We start from the raw sequence: 15,765 nt of genomic DNA, 5'->3' as shown, positions 1-15,765 counted from the left end.
GTGGGCGTAAGGGCTACGCAGTATTTTTCCCACCAGCATGTCCCTGGTAAAAAAGTCAGCGGTATACTTCGCTTTTCCGGTAACTTTGGCCACGGCATCTACCCTGTTTATGCTTTTTCCTACTACTGAAGAAGCCATTTTAGCCCCTCCAAACTTGAGGTTGGTAATTTCTATTATTATAGTTGAGTAGGGACGTTAAGGATTTTGATGGGGGAAGGTGTGACTTGCCAACCTGCGCCTCATCTTCCCCCACTGTCAGGTGTCACAATATTTATAAAAACTATTTCGGTATCTCTCCCTCGACACCTTCAACGAACCAATCGAATTGTAGCATATCGGCATCACTCATTCTTTGGCCTTCGGGAACCCGGATTTTACCACTTTGATCCTTTATTGGACCGGTAAAGACGTCCCAGGTGCCATCCATTATCTCTTTCTTTTTGGCCTCGACTAGTTGTTTGACGTCATCTGGTACCATGGGACCATAGGGGGCCAGGTCGACGACACCATCTTTCATTGACCCCCAATAGTTGTGGTCCCACTGCTTCCCTTCTTTAATTTCCTTAACCACCTGGGTATAGTACTTGCCCCAGTGGAAGATAGGAGTAGTTAAGACGGCTTTGGGAGCAAAGGAACTCATATCAGTGTTGTTACCTATACCGTAAGCACCACGCTCTTGAGCAGCAATCATGGGGGCCGGGGTGTCTTGGTTTTCGGCAATAACGTCAGCACCGACATCAAGAAGGCTCAAGGCAGCCTGCTTTTCAGCAGCTGGATCGTACCAGGTATTCGTCCAGACTACCTTGACTACGGCTTGGGGATTTACTGATCGCACGCCTAAGGCCAGAGCATTGATTCCCCGGATAACTTCAGGAATGGGATGAGAGGCAACATAACCGATAATATTAGTCTTGGTCATCTTACCGGCAATGATCCCTGAAAGATAACGCGGTTGGTACATACGGCCGTAATAATTACCTACATTATCTGCCGACTTGAAATGAGCGCAATTAAGGAAGACTACCTGGGGGTATTTCTCGGCGACCTTAAGTACATAATCCATATACCCAAAACTGGTGGCAAAAATAACTTTATTCCCTTTTTCGGCAAGCTCTGTAAGCGTCCTTTCAGCATCGGCTCCTTCAGGTACGTTCTCAATAAAAGAAGTCTTCACCCACGAGAGTTCTCTTTCCATTTCTTTTCTACCCTGATCATGGGCATATGTCCATCCGGCATCACCTATCGGTCCAACGTACATAAAGGCTACTTTAAAAGGTTCTTCCTTATTTTCCGTCGCAACTGAAGACTGGCCTTTATCTCCGGAGGTATTCTCGACTTTACCCCCACCACAGCCACTTACTAAACCAATAGCCAGAATAGCGACAACAGACATCAATGTCAGCCACTTTCTATTTATTAACATAACTTTAACCTCCTTTTATTATTTTAGTGGCTTGCCCGGTTATAGATAAAAAAACAAGAAAAGCTTTCTACCCCCTTAACTATATTTTTGATTGTGTATTTACATCCTAATGCCAAGCAAATTACACCACCCCTTGTTAGATTAATGTTACCTTTCTGGCCATTCTTACAGTATAATTTAAGTTGGCGTCTATATAGGAAAAGCGCCTTTTGCTTATGTTAAGGTTATTGCTCAGCAAAAGGCGCCTGCCCCGTTACAGGCCCGAAAGTACTTGCAGCAAAATAAAGGTAGGACGATCTAATTAGCCAGTTTTCCTTCTTTATACTGCCGTAAAAAACGCTGGCAGTAACGGTCCCTGCCCAGCAAGAGTTCGGTAGCTGTCAGGGCCGCCATCAACTCCCGGTCTAAAGGGTCCAGTACGGCGGCATCTAGCCCTCCGGCGACGGCCAGGACCAAAAAGGTGCGGTTGACCAGGCGCCGGGCCGGCAGGCCGAAGGAAATATTACTCAAACCGCAGATGGTTTTAATGCCGGGTAATCTTTCTTTTATAAGTCTAAGGGTCGCGAGGAATTCTACCCCTGCCTTCTCGCTGGTGCCAACGGTATGAACCAGGGGATCCAGGTAAATGTTATCTTTATCGATGCCCTCTTCCTGGAGCTTCGCTACCAGCTCTTCAGCTATTTCCATACGCTCGGCGGCAGTAGCAGGTATCTGCCGCCCGTCGAGGCAGAGGGCGACAATCTGGCAGCCGTATTCCTTTACAAGGGGAACTATGCCCTTAAAACGCCCGGGCTCCAGGGTGATGGAATTGATCATGGCCTGGCCCCGGTGGGCAGGCAAGGCGGCGGCCAGGGCCGCCGGGTTGGGTGAATCCAGGACCAGGGATATGTCCATAACGCCCTGGATAGTTTCCACTGCCCATTTTAATGCTTCCGGCTCGGCGTCCATCAGGGCGCCGGCATTGACATCAAGTTTTGCGGCTCCCGCCGCCACCTGTTCCCGGGCGAGGTGGAGGAGGCCTTCTTTATCACGTCCCGCCAGTATTTGCCGCGCCTGGAGCCGGCTACTGTTAATTTTTTCGCCGACGATAAGCACAATCTCGCCCCCTTGTCCGGCTACCTATAATAACCTCTGTTTGGTTGGGTAAGCAAAGTAGTCCCTGCCGGTACGCCGGCCGGCCCGGTCCAGCATCTCCCCGGATACCCGGTTGGCCTGGCGGATAATATCCTCTTCATCGACCCTCACCAGCCGGCCTTCCCGGACAACTACCTGGCCGTTGACAATGGTAGTATCTACTAGTTGGCTGCCGCCGCAGGTGATGATGGCTGCGACCGGGTCATGCTGCCCGCCGGCAAAGCCCAGTTCGTCGAAGTTTATTAATATCATGTCCGCCGCCATCCCGGGCGCCAGGTAGCCCAGGTCCTCCCGGCCCAGGGCTCTGGCGCCGCCGTGGGTGGCCAGGCGCAGGACTTCTTCCGCTGTAAGGCCATCGTTGCCGTAAACCAGCTTCTGCAGCAGGTAGGCCACCCGCATTTCGTTCCACATATTGGAGGAATCGTTGCTGGCGCTGCCGTCGACGGCCAGGCCCACCCGTGCGCCGGCAGCTAGCAGGTCCCTGACCCGGCAGACTCCGGAGGAGAGCTTCATATTGGAAACCGGGCAGTGGGCAACGCCGCATCCCGTCTCCCCCAGGAGGGCAACTTCGGCATCGTTGAGATGGATGGCGTGGGCAAACCAGACGTCAGGGCCCAGCCAGCCCAGGTCGGCCATATAATCCACCGGCCGCCGGCCGAATTTCTCGAGGCAGAATTTCTCTTCGTCCTTGGTTTCGGCCAGGTGGGTGTGGAGCATGACACCATACCGGCGGGCCAGGGCGGCGCTTGCCTGCATCAACTCCGGGGTTACGGAAAAGGGCGAACAGGGAGCCAGGGCGACCTGGCACATGGCGTAAGGCCCGGTTTCATGGTACTGCTGGATCAAACGCTCACTATCGGCTAAAATTTCGTCTTCATCCTGGACGACCTCATCCGGGGGCAGACCTCCCCGGCTCCTACCCAGGGACATGCTGCCGCGGTTGGCATGAAAGCGGATGCCCAGCTCCCGGGCTGCCTGGATCTCCAAGTCGATTATTTCCTTTCCCTGGCCCCGGGGAAAAACATAATGGTGGTCGGTAGAGCAGGTACAACCTGTCTTCAGCAATTCTCCTAGCCCCACAAGGGCTCCCAGGCGTACTGCTTCCGGTGTCAGTTCGCGCCAGATCTCGTAGAGGGCCACCAGCCAGGGGAAAAGGGGTATATCCTGGGTGGCCGGGATGTTGCGCGTCAGGGTCTGGTAGAGGTGGTGATGGGTATTGATCAGGCCCGGGATAACTACCTTACCCCCGGCGTTAATAACCTCGTCACCGTCTCCTGCAGGAAGGTTATGGCCGATGGCCTTAATGGCCGGCCCCTCAATCAGGAGATCGGCCTGCCGGTAGCGGTGACCTTCATCGTCCAGGGTGATTATCCACTCGGCGTTTTTAATCAAAAGAGACACTGCGAGGGTCTCCCTCCCGCCGGCAATTTGCCGCGTTATTTAAATTGTACCCCCTGCTTGAAAAGCCTTTCCTTTACTTCGTCGTAGATTTTCTGCCAGTGATCTTTAGGGCGTAAGGTTTTAAGATCATATACCTCGGTGAAGGATTGCCCCACCGGCTTTTTATCCAACAAGGGGACGTAGTGTTGTTGCCATTCTTTAATGAGCTCGTTGGCCTGTTCCCGGGGCATCCCTGCTACGGCATGACTTATTTCGGCGTTGAAGCGGGCCTCCAGGCCGCTGACGTGGTCCTGGCAGACCCCGGCACCGGAGCGGACGCCGTCAATACGAGCCGTACCGGATACAGTAGCCGCCGTTGCGATGGTGGCAGCTTCGTAGAGGAGGGATTCTGTTCCCGGACCGGAAACCGGTGAAGTCATCACCGTTGTCAACAGGTGGGTGTTGCGGTTCAGGGCCTGCTGGGAAGCACTGATGGCCCAGACTATTTCCGGTGCTGTATCGGATTCAAAGAAGGGATGGGTGGGACAAATGGAATGGGTCGTCGACATATTCACTACAGCCATAAGGATAACCCCGGCTACGGCTACCATGGCCACCCCTTCGGCGCCGCCGGCATAGCCGCCGTAAATGGGATTACAAAAGTCGTGGATAATACAACCCGTCTGGATCAGGTGGGCTACTTTAATAAGCAGGGCGTAGCTTGTCTTCAGTTCGCTGGTAAAACAGACATGGTGCCAGTCGACAGGCGTAAAGCCGCCATAAGAAGTGCCCGAAAGCTCGCCGATTTCCGTAACTGCGTTTTCAACACATCCCAAACTGATGCCGGGCCGCCCGGCCCTCTGGGCTGCCGCCTTGGAAAGTTCTACTTCCCGCCATGCCAGGAGCACTTCCCAGGGAGTATGGGTTTTGGGTGGCCGGCCGTAAATGGTAGCAAAGGTACCGTTGACAACGGCATCGATGATTGGTTCCTGGACATAGCTCTGCATGATATAAGTATAAAGATCTTCGGTCAAGGGGGTGCCGTAGGGGCCTCCGGTATTGGCAGGAATACGGGGATCTTCCGGCACGCGGTTTTTTATGATTACCCTGTCGAGGCCGCTGCCGATTTCCAGTTCGCCGGGCGCGAAGCGCAGGGCTTCCCTGATTTCGGCCTCGCTAAATATAAGGCGGCGGTGGGTGGATGTACAGTAAACCCCCACCCTGGTGGCCAATTCCATTCCGGCTTCAAAAAGGCGGTCGGCCAGATCATCGCTGAGATTGATTGCCTCCTGGCGGTTGTACTTGATACCATATTTAAGGGTTAGCTCCCTTACGGTGTTGGCTACCAGCTGGTCGAATTCCCTTTCTTCCAGCATGGGGCCGTTTTCCGCTCGGTCCAGGACGGTTAGCAAGCGGGTATGGCTGCGCATCTTTTAACCCTCCCTGATTACTCAACACTTAAGCGGCGGCAGACTTCAACTGCTTCCCGCGCGTCCTTACCATATCCGTCGGCCCCGATACTCTTTGCCCATTCCGGAGATACAGGTCCACCGCCGACGACTACTTTCCAGTTCTTACGCTTACCGGTTTCTTCAAGGGCTTTGATTAACTCGGCCATATAGGGCATGGAAGTGGTTAACAGGGATGACATGGCGATTATCTGCGCCTGTTCTTTTTCGGCGGCTTTGATAAAATCAAAAACCGGGACGTTGGTCCCCAGGTCTATAACCTTGAAGCCATTGACTTCCAGAAGGAGGGATACCATGTTTTTACCGATATCATGTACATCTCCCATAACTGTGCCAAGGACAACACAGGAGCGGCCTTCCCCTATCGTTGCCCTATCTTTTATGGACGGCTCGATTACCTCTTTTACGGCTTTGGCCACGTCCGCAGCCATCATTAGATCGGGCAGGAAAATTTCCAGACGGCCAAACTTCTCCCCGACTTGATCCATTACCGGTACCAGATAATTTTCAAAAATGTCTATGGGGTCCATGCCGGCAGCCAGGGCCTCTTTTGTAGCGGCGGCAGCTTTTTCCACCTCCCCATTGGCTGCTGCGTCCTGTAGCTTGTCCAACAATTCACGATTCATCTATAAAACCTCCTTTTTTAGGGCTGCAGGGATTCCTACCGGAACCCACAGCAGCAGAATAAACACCATCCCGGCAACGTCGTTAATGGCCGCAGTCACTGCCATTACCGGGAAGCAGGATCTTCACCGGAGCCCCGGCGCCATAGGGTCCAGCGATCCTACTATATATGCATAAAAATTAAATTAAATATTTTAAGGTATATTTAAAACCGTAGGAACATATTGTTTTGGTTGGTTATTTCCGGAAGAAGCTTCCCGTGGGTCCATAACCCCAGGGTAGCCTCAATAATTGGCTTTCCGATAAAGGGTAAAGCGGACAAAGGTATCTAAATAGTATTCCTGTGTGGCCATCACCGGCTCGTTTTGTTCGTCAAAGGCCACAGTATCCAGCTGTAACAGCGGCGTCCCCGGGTTAACCTTCATGATAGCAGCCAGACGGTGGTCGGCTGTCGTTGGAATAAGCTCGACAATATCGCTGACAACATGGATGCCGCTGTGTTCTTCCAGAACAGTAAAGATGGTTTCCCAGTAACGGGCCTCAGGTATCGGCGTCTTTATTAATTTTTCTGGTATCCGGTCGATACAAAAGACTGCCGGGTTGCCGTCTGCCAGGAACAATTTTTCAATGACCAGTACCTTATCTTCCGGTTTTAATCCCAGCTTCTTGGCCAAAATTACCCCTGCCGGTTCCCACCACCCTTTAACCCGGGCTACGCCGGGCTGGAAACCGCTTTCGGCGATAAAGCGGCCAATTTCCCGGGCGGGGTCAATCCTTGCCTTCAGCTGCCTGGTGCGGTAATTGATCATCGTTCCTTTCCCGTGCCTGCGCATGATAACCCCTTCCCCTTCCAGGACGGCCAGGGCTTCCCGGACGGTCAAACGGCTGGCACCGATTTCAGCGGCCAGTTGTTCTTCAGAGGGCAGGCGGTCAACGTTATCATAAGCCCCGGAATTAATCATTTCCCTGAGGGTCTCTACAGTTTGCTGCACCAGGGATAAGCGCTGCACCTTACGGAGGGACAATAGGCTTCCTCCCCTCGTCAACTCATCTGAGGAGTTGATGATTATATTCTCTTTTAAATATAAAATTCCTGCCTTGAGTTAAAAATATTTTAAGGTGTGTTCCTTTGCCAAGCATAGCATTAAATTGGACTTGCGTTTAAAGGTTATAGCAACCACTAAGGCGTCTTGATAATCCTGTTTATCGGAGCCATCACGACTTCCACCCTTCCCTGGCGCGCACCGGGGTGGCAATATTGGCTTCTGAGATCTAGAGAGGGAACCTCGCAGCCGGTATGGCATACACAGATAACTTCTACTGCTGACATCTATTCCCACGTTTCCCAGAGACTTAAACGTCGCGCTACCGACAAGATGGACACCATTCTTCAAACGGGCCTCAAAATGGCACCAAAAAGGGGTTCCGGCACTTGACCGAAACCCCGAAACCTTTGAAAACTCTGGTGCGCCAGGTAGGCTTCGAACCCACGACCCGCTGATTAAGAGTCAGCTGCTCTACCAACTGAGCTACTGGCGCGAATATGGCGCGCCCGGCAGGATTCGAACCTGCGGCCTCCGGACTCGGATTCCGTTACTCTATCCACCTGAGCTACGGGCGCTTATCGGCTACAAGTGTTATTATAGTACAGAATGCAGCCTAAGTCAACAAGCTGATGGGCCGCAAAGGATATCTCTCCTTTGTACCCTCGTTTATGTTTAATAACTTCCCTTTTACAGGCCTAGAAGAAAAGACGCCATACTAAAGTAGACTATCAAGGCCAAGGCGTCGACAATAGTCGTAATAAGGGGGCTGGCCATGATCGCCGGGTCGATTCTGGCTGTCTTGGCCCCAAGGGGTAAGAGCCCGCCAACAACCTTGGCCAAAAAGACCGTAACTATCAGAGTCGCGGTTACAACCATGGCAATATCCATACCGGTTTTCTCCAGAAAGACAAGCCTTAGGAAATTGATAATCCCCAAAACCAGGCCCACAATCAAACTTACTCCCATTTCCCGCACCAGAACCCTCCACGCATCCCGGGGCCTGATTTCGCCCAGGGCCAAACTGCGTATCACGAGAGTTGAAGACTGGGCTCCGGCGTTGCCGCCGGTGTCCATAAGCATGGGAATAAAAGCTGCCAGGATGACCATCCCCTGCAATACCGTCTCAAAGTGCTGTATAATGCGGCCGGTAAAGGTGGCTGACACCATAAGGGCGAGGAGCCAGAAGAGACGGTTCCTGGCCAGGCGAAAAACGTTTTGGGCCAGGTAGGACTCTTCCGTAGGGCTGATACCCCCTATTCTTTGGAAGTCCTCAGTAGCTTCTGCTTCCAATACATCCATCACATCGTCGATGGTAATAATACCTACCAGGCGGTTTTCCTGGTCTACCACCGGCATGGCCAGAAGATCGTATTTTTTGAACAGGGCGGCAACCACTTCCCGGTCTTCATGGGTTTTGACGGCAACTACATCCCCGCTCATCATCTCTCTAATTACAGCTTCCGGCGTGGCCAGTACCAGTTCTTTAAGAGTGATAGCCCCCTGCAGGCGGCGTTCATTATCGATGACGTAGCAAGTATAAATGGTCTCCTTATCCGGGCCGGTATAGCGCACATGCTCCAGGGCCTCAGCCACCGTCATCTCCGCGCGGAGATCTACGAACTCGATGGTCATTATGCTGCCGGCCGAATCATCCGGGTAGTTCAAAAACTGGTTGATCAGTTTGCGTTCGCTCTCGGGCGTACGCTGCAGTATTTTCTTTACCACATTGGCCGGCATTTCCTCGAGGAAATCAATCTTGTCGTCAAAGGACAGGGCTTCAACCAGGCTTTTCAATTCATCTTCCTCGATCATTTGTGAAAAGGCAGTGCGGATTTTTTCCGAAAGGTATGCAAACACTTCTACCGCCTTTTCCTTGGGCAGGAGTCTGAAAACCAGCAGGCTGGACCTCGCGTCCAGCTTGTTAAGAACTTCCGCGATGTCCTGAACGGGGGTCTGGGCAAGGTGGTATTTCAAATGGCGATAATTTTTTTCCTCGATCCAATGCCGAAAGAGTTCGGTGGTGCGATCCAGATCCTGCATGCTGCTTCCCCCTTTTTTAGGTGGGGGAATCCAACGAAAAACAAAGGACAAACGACGGGAATCCCCCACTCCTTAGTTTGTTGCATAATGTTGCAGAATATCGTCCACTAAACGATCGTGGGAGCGGGTCCACCGTATCACCACCCTTCGCTGAAAGCAGGAACTAGGAAAGCGGACATATAATAGCACAATTGAGGGAGAAAGGTCAACGAACAGAGCTGACGCACGAAATAAATTTCAAAGCAGGATTCAAGTGTCCAAAACAGGTGCAGGAGCAAAAAAGTGAAATTCAGGAGGAAAAAATCATCTCTAAAGCATGATAAAGTGGCGCGGGGAAAGATGAGGAGGCAAAAAGGGCACCTCAACGCAAGCCAACTTTTCCGAGAGACTTGAAAGAAGAGTATTGGCTGGCATAAGTATTAAAGGGCCGGCTGTAACCTGGTACGCCGGGTACAATATGTAAGGTCAAGATATGTTAAAGGTGCACCAGGTGAATTGGTAAATGCCAATTTTGCATTGCCGTCCAGTATTTTGTTTTTTCCAGGGCTTCTAGCATGGCTATTTTAAATTAATCACCCGTGCTTTTACATAAATCGCAGGGTTCGCCCCGGGTTATGGCCAGGAGTTGTTCTACGGTTACCGGCGCTGCTGATGAGGGGCTGCCGGCGGCTATATAAACCACCGGGAAACGCCGGAGGCTGGTGTCGATAAGTACCCGTACTGGCTGTTCGAGAGCAAAGGGGCAGACCCCGCCCGGCGGGTAGCCGGTGATGCGCTCGGTGGTATATGCATCGGCCATTTTCACCTTACCTTTTAGGCCCAGGTGATGTTTGAGCCTGCTCTGGCTCACCTTCCTGTCACCGCAAGTTACTACGATCACCGGTTCATCCCCGACGAGAAAAAGAATAGACTTGGCAATTTGGCCTACTTCCACACCAACAGCCCGTGCGGCCAGTTCGGCCGTACTGGTACTTTCATCAAACTCGAAGATTTCAATGTCGTAAGGAAATTGCGCCAGGTATCGGCGCACCCGTTCTACAGGGTTCATCATATTTTTTCTACAACCTATCTCAATAATTTGCTTATAAATAATGTTTACCTTATAGCTGATGGTAACATAATACCAGACTTATAGCAAACATTACAACCGATGATTAGTTATATTTACAAATGACCAGTAACAGCCCGCTCCCGGTGTTGAATGCGGGGAATTTGGACAGCCGCCGTGGGGTACTGGACTGGCGCCGGTTTATCAGTCTTACCCCCCCCGGTCCGTTTAAGTAAGAGCGGCCCCGGCGGCTTAACTCCGGAAGGGACGATATCATGGATGTCTATTGCGCAGCAGCTATTATTTGTAACTTACCGCAACAATAAATCCCCCGTCGGTGCGGCCTTCCTTGGCGGCGGCAGCTTCAATGGCCATAGCCTCTTCTACTTTTGTGCCGTCAAAGTCGGGACCGAAGAAAAGTACGGCCTTACCTTTAACGTCTTTTCCCGGCATCGCCGCCAGGAGTTCCGGCAGGGTATAAAATTTGGCATGTTTAAAAAGAGAATTTACCTCCCGGGCGGCCCTGGCTTCATAATGACGGCTCCAGAGGCTGTTACCGCCTATAAGGCCGATGACCATCCTTCCCCCGGGTTTTAGTACGCGGTAGCTTTCCATTAGAGCTCCCTTTAGATCGGGAGCAAATTCAAGGGCCGTAACTGAAACTATCTTATCAAAGGTGTTATCAGCAAAGGGTAAATTCATGGCGTCGGCGTGGAGAAATTCAATTGCCAGCCCGGCAGCGGCAGCCTTGCGCCGTGCCTTGTCCAGCATAGGTTCGGAAATGTCAATACCTGTTACCTTTACCCCCAGCCGGGCTAGTTCTAGGGAAAAATTACCGGTACCACAACCGACATCGAGAATATGTTCACCGGCCCTGGGTTCTAAATAAGCATATACAGGCTCTTTCTCAACACGGTCAACCAGGGCTCCCAGGGGACGCCTGTACCAATCGTCATAATCGCCGGCTTTATGATCAAAAATTTCAGCCATGCACGTTTCTCCTTTCTTTATCATTGTTATACCGTATTCGTCATGAAAATCTATTTCCCTTTTTGGACATATCCTTTTTCGGCCTATAAAAAGCCGAAAAAAAGGACCCTCGCGCGGGTCCTGTATTTTGTCAATAAATTTCAAGCCGGTTCTTGATTGACGATAATCTGGTCTGCATCGAGCTGGACCTGATACTGGCCTTTGTGAAAACCTCGTTCTAGCAGCCACTGGGTCAGGTGTTTACCTCCTATTTCCCCGATTTTACCCTGGGCTGAGAGCCTCAGTTTTAAATTGGACGGGTCTTCACTCTTCTTTAAAATTAACTTCTCACCATCTACGCCAATCATAATGTACTGACTGCCTCGTAAATGCTGGAAGGCAGCACCGCGGAGCCGGATACCATTACTTGATACGCTTAAATCACCCCTGGCGTTACGGTTAAACCGGCGGGCACGATAAATTTCCATTAACATCAAACCCCCCTTAAGATAAATTAAGGATTTGATGTTAGTATTACCCAATTAAATCTGTAAAATACCTTCCTAATTACAACCACCCACGCAGACCCATTGCCTTGTAAAGCCTGCTCACAGCGACCATATAAGCGGCTTCGCGCATTGATACTTTTTTATCTACATGCATCTGGTAGACGTTATTAAAGGCTTGGCCCATCATATCTTCTTTGAACTCAATCAGAGCAACAGGATCCATCCCATCGGAGTTATAAGCGCCGCCGGAAGAATCGATCACGGCAATAATTTTGGCACCCATTTGATGGAGTAATTTCTCTATGCCAACGCAAAAAAGTATCCTGTATACATAAAGCTAAATAATTTTTCGCTAACTGTATCCCATGTACCCCAGGCGTTTAGACATCTCCTTCGCGACGCTCAAAATGATATCTACCAGTTCATTATTTAAATAATAATTGGTAATCCTGGTATCAGGTCCGGAAATACTGATGGCTGCTACTACTTTACCTTCATGGTTGCGAATTGGGGCAGCCACACATCTGACGTTTTCATCCCTTTCCCCCATGTCAATGGCATAACCCTGGCGCCGGATGCGCTGGAGTTCTTTTTTCAGGATAGTCACATCGGTAATAGTTTCGCTCGTATACTGCTCCAGCTGGACACCGGCAAAAAGTCGGTCTAACTCTTCGTCGCTCAAGGAGCTAAGGAGCATTTTTCCGGAACCCGTGGCATGGGCCGGTCCACGGCTACCTACCCTGGCAAACATGCGTACAATAACAATATTATTAGATTCGACCTGGTCGATGTAAACCACATCCCGGCCGTCGAGAATGGCCAGGTTGGCCGTTTCATTGCAACGCCGTACCAGTTCTTCCAGGAAAGGCCGGCCGATAGTTTGCAGGTCCTGGGCATAGAGGGCCGTTTTCCCCATGGTAAAGAGTTTTAAGCCCAGCTTGTAGCGACTAGTATCCGGTTCTTGCTCAATATACCCCTTAACGATGAGGGTACTGAGGAGGCGGTGGACGGTACTTATATTTAACTGGACTTTTTCGGCCAGATCGCTTATAGCCATGGGTACGCCGGTTTCGGCCAGGGCATCCATTATAGCTAAAGCCCTTTCTACTGCCTGCACGGTCTTGTTCTCTTCACCATTATTCTTTTCTCTGGACATTTAGTAAATCTTCTCCTTCACAATTAAATAAAATTAAAAGCTATGACGCTGAATAAGCTTTAAATCATGAAAATAATTTTCACTGTGTATTAATTTTAATTTGCTTCAAGGTGCTATGTCAAGAAAAAAGAAAAAAGAACCCTCGCGGGTCCTCTTTTCATACTCAAACAAACCGCAGTTTCAGGCATTCCCATGATTAAGACTGATATAATTTATATCCCAGAGAGCGGCTAATTTGCAGGGCAACCTGGATAACGGCGGTAGCAAGTTTACCAGACATTAGCTTTGGCGGCATCCGTTGAGCTGGACCTGCTACGCTAACGGCGGCTGTAACTTTGTTATCATGATTAAATACCGGGGCGGCAACGCAGCGAACCCCTTCTTCCCTCTCCCCGTTATCAAGGGCGAAGCCCTGACTGCGGATTTTTTGTAGCTCTTCCCTTAGACGGAGGGGGTCGGTGATAGTTATGGGCGTATAGGGTAATAGGGCTACTTCCTGAAAAAATTTGTATAACTGGTCTTCACTCAAATAAGCTAGAAGGACTTTACCTGTACCGGTACAGTAGGCGGGGGCTCGGGTTCCAGGTTGCACCAGCATCTTTATAATATTCCCCGACTCGACCTGATCAATATAGACAACTTCATATTTATCAAGTATAGCCAGGTTGGCTGTTTCATTAAAATCCGCAACAAGTTGTTGCAATGCCGGCCTGGCTATGGCCCTGATATCCAGGCTATAGAGGGCACGGTTGCCGATCTCAAAGGCCTTTATCCCCAAACGGTAGCGGCCCTGGTAAAGCTCCTGCTCAACCAGACCGTGGGCTGCGAGGGCATTTAATAGCCTGTGGACAGTGCTTATATTTAGCCCCAGTTCTGAACTGATGGCGGAAAGCATCATAGGAGATCCTTCCCGAGCCAGGGTTTCCAGGATAGCCAGGGCCCGGTCAACGGCCTGGACCCCCTTGATTTTATTTACCCTGGTCACAGGATTAACCGCACCTCCCCGGGTTTAATCAAGCAGGATCTTCCGGGCAAACTCGTCCTGGACGTCGGTGATAAAAGGAATACCGGTTTCGGCCTCGGTTTCCCTGTTAGCAGATGCGATATCATTCCTGCTAATCTGATCCAGGGAGAATTTACGGGCTCCTGCCATTAATTGCTGCAATCCTGCCGTCAGCTTATCGGCCAGGGTCCAGAAGGCAATGGCTCCGTATGGTATATTTTTCATTTCTTCAGGGCCGACTTTTTTCTGAACGTCATAGTAGCCGGCGAAAATCTCCTCGGCTCGGGTGCCCATTTCGGCCACAGTTTTGGGTAGAGTATCCCAATTACCATTGACTTTAGCGCGTCTTTCAGGATGGAGTACGCCTTCAATATTGGACCCGACAAAACCGGGAATCATCAAGGCTCGACCCATACACACCAGCTTAGCATAGGGAGCTCCCAAGGCTAAAGCTTTGAAGATATGGTCTTCCCTGGCCAGGCCGCCGGCAAAGGCCATATCCACAACTTTTTTACCCCGGGCAGCTAACAGGCTGGCATATTCATAGGCTTTAGAATGAAGCAGGATGGAGGGTACACCCCAGGTCTCCATCATATTCCAAGGGCTCATCCCGGTACCCCCACCGGAGCCGTCTACAGTAAGCAAATCAAGCTGCGCATCGGTGGCCAGCTTGATGGCCATAGCCAGGGCTTCCATACCATAGGAACCGGTCTTCAGGGTAATCCGCTTGTAGCCCAGCCCGCGGAGGTACTCAATGGCTTTCATAAAGTTTTCTTTTACCTGTTCAAAACTAGTGAGATCTGTATAACCCAGACGACTGTGGCGGGCAAAAGATTTGAGGGCCCCGCTCTTAAAGGCCTCTTGCACTTCAGGAATGGTTGGATCGGGGTCGACTACATAACCCCTGTTTTTTAAGAAGATGGCGTAATCGAGATCGGTAACCTGGATTTCTCCGCCAATATCCTTGGCGCCCTGTCCCCATTTTAACTCTAGAATGACCTTATCGCCGTATTTTTCAATAACATATTCGGCAACACCGTTACGGGTATCTTCCACATTCATCTGGACAATAATGGCGCCATAGCCGTCATAATACTTCAAATAGGTTTGAATACGACGGTCCAATTCAGGTGCTTTAATAATCTTACCGTGTTCAATGATCGCATCCCTGTCAATACCAACAACATTTTCACCGATTACAATTGGGATTCCCACCAGGGCCGCACCTATGGAAAAAGAATCCCAGTATTTGGCGGCAATGAAGGTCGAACCTAACGCTCCCGTCATAATTGGGGCTTTGACCTTTGTTTTTACCTTGCCACCAAACTCCGTCTCTATGTTTACATTGGGGAAAATACAGTCATCAGCACTATTGGAAAGTCCATTTACCAGACCATAAGCACCGTAGTTATATCCAAGGATTCTCAAGGAGTTATAAGAAATCCCAACATGAGTTGTATTTGAGCTGCCGGCAGTGACAGTACCAAAGTCTCGCGGATACAGGACTTTGCGTCCGAGAATACTTGACATCCAGGTTTCACATTTTCCCTGGCAGTCGGCCCGGCATAAAGTACACAAACCGGATTCTGCCGGATTACCGCGATTAACGGTACCCAGGACGTCATTTTGTTTCGGCCATTGAATCATTTTTTTCCCCCCACTAATAAATTTTGCTTTCACAGTTACAGGTTAATAATAAAAGTGAAAGCATATTTCACAAGTCTTGATTTTAATTTTATTAGCCGGGGCTTTGCTTGTCAATGAAATTATATTTCACTATACAAAAATATAAAAGGAAATAGTATCCTGTATACAATTCTGGTGGAAGCCTTGTTTTTGCTAATTTTTTATTATTTTTTTGTCTAAGCAACCACAAAAAGGGCATAAAAAATAAAATTAGATTTTAAATTAAATGTTATTTATTATGGGTAAAAATGGGAAGATAAAAAATAAGCCGCCCTTAG

Annotated in this window: 14 protein-coding genes and 2 tRNA genes; all 16 read right to left on the bottom strand. The window is 50.1% G+C overall.

The window, feature by feature from the left end:
* Positions 1 to 280 precede the first annotated feature (280 nt).
* Positions 281 to 1,393 (bottom strand): BMP family ABC transporter substrate-binding protein, encoded by a 1,113-nt coding sequence (locus NWF31_RS11400; protein WP_258360625.1) that lies wholly within the window; start codon positions 1,391 to 1,393, stop codon positions 281 to 283.
* A gap of 327 nt (positions 1,394 to 1,720) precedes the next feature.
* The gene (locus tag NWF31_RS11395; RefSeq protein WP_258360624.1) at positions 1,721 to 2,518 is read right to left on the bottom strand and encodes a dihydropteroate synthase; all 798 of its coding nucleotides are present in this window, start codon (positions 2,516 to 2,518) and stop codon (positions 1,721 to 1,723) included.
* A gap of 24 nt (positions 2,519 to 2,542) precedes the next feature.
* Positions 2,543 to 3,958, bottom strand: a complete 1,416-nt coding sequence (locus tag NWF31_RS11390) for an 8-oxoguanine deaminase (RefSeq protein WP_258360623.1) — start codon at positions 3,956 to 3,958, stop codon at positions 2,543 to 2,545.
* Positions 3,959 to 3,993: 35 nt separating this feature from the next.
* Positions 3,994 to 5,367, bottom strand: coding sequence for a monomethylamine:corrinoid methyltransferase (locus NWF31_RS11385; protein WP_258360622.1), 1,374 nt, complete (start codon positions 5,365 to 5,367; stop codon positions 3,994 to 3,996).
* A gap of 17 nt (positions 5,368 to 5,384) precedes the next feature.
* Entirely contained in the window at positions 5,385 to 6,032 is a 648-nt protein-coding gene (locus NWF31_RS11380; protein WP_258360621.1) for a cobalamin B12-binding domain-containing protein, read from the bottom strand.
* A gap of 282 nt (positions 6,033 to 6,314) precedes the next feature.
* Positions 6,315 to 7,055: a GntR family transcriptional regulator gene (locus NWF31_RS11375; protein WP_258360620.1), complete on the bottom strand. Its 741-nt coding sequence runs from the start codon at positions 7,053 to 7,055 to the stop codon at positions 6,315 to 6,317.
* A 438-nt stretch (positions 7,056 to 7,493) separates the two neighbouring features.
* Positions 7,494 to 7,569, bottom strand: a tRNA-Lys gene (locus tag NWF31_RS11370).
* 5 nt (positions 7,570 to 7,574) lie between these two features.
* Positions 7,575 to 7,651, bottom strand: a tRNA-Arg gene (locus NWF31_RS11365).
* A 112-nt stretch (positions 7,652 to 7,763) separates the two neighbouring features.
* On the bottom strand, positions 7,764 to 9,116 hold the full coding sequence (gene mgtE, locus NWF31_RS11360; RefSeq protein ID WP_258360619.1) for a magnesium transporter: 1,353 nt from the start codon (positions 9,114 to 9,116) through the stop codon (positions 7,764 to 7,766).
* Between the two features lie 568 nt (positions 9,117 to 9,684).
* Positions 9,685 to 10,167 carry a YbaK/EbsC family protein gene (locus NWF31_RS11355; RefSeq protein WP_258360618.1) on the bottom strand — a complete coding sequence of 161 codons (483 nt, stop codon included), beginning with the start codon at positions 10,165 to 10,167 and terminating at the stop codon, positions 9,685 to 9,687.
* A 297-nt stretch (positions 10,168 to 10,464) separates the two neighbouring features.
* Positions 10,465 to 11,178: a class I SAM-dependent methyltransferase gene (locus NWF31_RS11350; RefSeq protein WP_258360617.1), complete on the bottom strand. Its 714-nt coding sequence runs from the start codon at positions 11,176 to 11,178 to the stop codon at positions 10,465 to 10,467.
* Between the two features lie 116 nt (positions 11,179 to 11,294).
* Positions 11,295 to 11,621 (bottom strand): hypothetical protein, encoded by a 327-nt coding sequence (locus NWF31_RS11345; RefSeq protein WP_258360616.1) that lies wholly within the window; start codon positions 11,619 to 11,621, stop codon positions 11,295 to 11,297.
* Positions 11,622 to 11,700: 79 nt separating this feature from the next.
* Positions 11,701 to 11,946, bottom strand: coding sequence for a hypothetical protein (locus NWF31_RS11340; protein WP_258360627.1), 246 nt, complete (start codon positions 11,944 to 11,946; stop codon positions 11,701 to 11,703).
* A gap of 48 nt (positions 11,947 to 11,994) precedes the next feature.
* Complete coding sequence (locus NWF31_RS11335) at positions 11,995 to 12,798, bottom strand: IclR family transcriptional regulator (protein WP_258360615.1); 804 nt, start codon at positions 12,796 to 12,798, stop codon at positions 11,995 to 11,997.
* A 196-nt stretch (positions 12,799 to 12,994) separates the two neighbouring features.
* Positions 12,995 to 13,783, bottom strand: a complete 789-nt coding sequence (locus NWF31_RS14835; protein WP_258360614.1) for an IclR family transcriptional regulator — start codon at positions 13,781 to 13,783, stop codon at positions 12,995 to 12,997.
* A 24-nt stretch (positions 13,784 to 13,807) separates the two neighbouring features.
* Positions 13,808 to 15,448, bottom strand: a complete 1,641-nt coding sequence (locus NWF31_RS11325; protein WP_258360613.1) for a glutamate synthase-related protein — start codon at positions 15,446 to 15,448, stop codon at positions 13,808 to 13,810.
* Between the last annotated feature and the right edge of the window lie 317 nt (positions 15,449 to 15,765).

Origin of the sequence: Neomoorella sulfitireducens, from assembly GCF_024733845.1 — a bacterium.
Taxonomy (GTDB): Bacteria; Bacillota; DSM-521; order Neomoorellales; family Neomoorellaceae; genus Neomoorella; species Neomoorella sulfitireducens.
This window is presented reverse-complemented; position numbering and strand designations above follow the sequence as displayed.

Excerpts from the sequence above, each read along its gene's own strand:
- NWF31_RS11385 (WP_258360622.1), bottom strand. The coding sequence starts at position 5,367 with ATGCGCAGCCATACCCGCTTGCTAACCGTCCTGGACCGAGCGGAAAAC.
- mgtE (WP_258360619.1), bottom strand. The coding sequence starts at position 9,116 with ATGCAGGATCTGGATCGCACCACCGAACTCTTTCGGCATTGGATCGAG.
- NWF31_RS11380 (WP_258360621.1), bottom strand. The coding sequence starts at position 6,032 with ATGAATCGTGAATTGTTGGACAAGCTACAGGACGCAGCAGCCAATGGG.
- NWF31_RS11350 (WP_258360617.1), bottom strand. The coding sequence starts at position 11,178 with ATGATAAAGAAAGGAGAAACGTGCATGGCTGAAATTTTTGATCATAAA.
- NWF31_RS11335 (WP_258360615.1), bottom strand. The coding sequence starts at position 12,798 with ATGTCCAGAGAAAAGAATAATGGTGAAGAGAACAAGACCGTGCAGGCA.
- NWF31_RS11325 (WP_258360613.1), bottom strand. The coding sequence starts at position 15,448 with ATGATTCAATGGCCGAAACAAAATGACGTCCTGGGTACCGTTAATCGC.
- NWF31_RS11345 (WP_258360616.1), bottom strand. The coding sequence starts at position 11,621 with ATGGAAATTTATCGTGCCCGCCGGTTTAACCGTAACGCCAGGGGTGAT.
- NWF31_RS11355 (WP_258360618.1), bottom strand. The coding sequence starts at position 10,167 with ATGATGAACCCTGTAGAACGGGTGCGCCGATACCTGGCGCAATTTCCT.
- NWF31_RS11400 (WP_258360625.1), bottom strand. The coding sequence starts at position 1,393 with ATGTCTGTTGTCGCTATTCTGGCTATTGGTTTAGTAAGTGGCTGTGGT.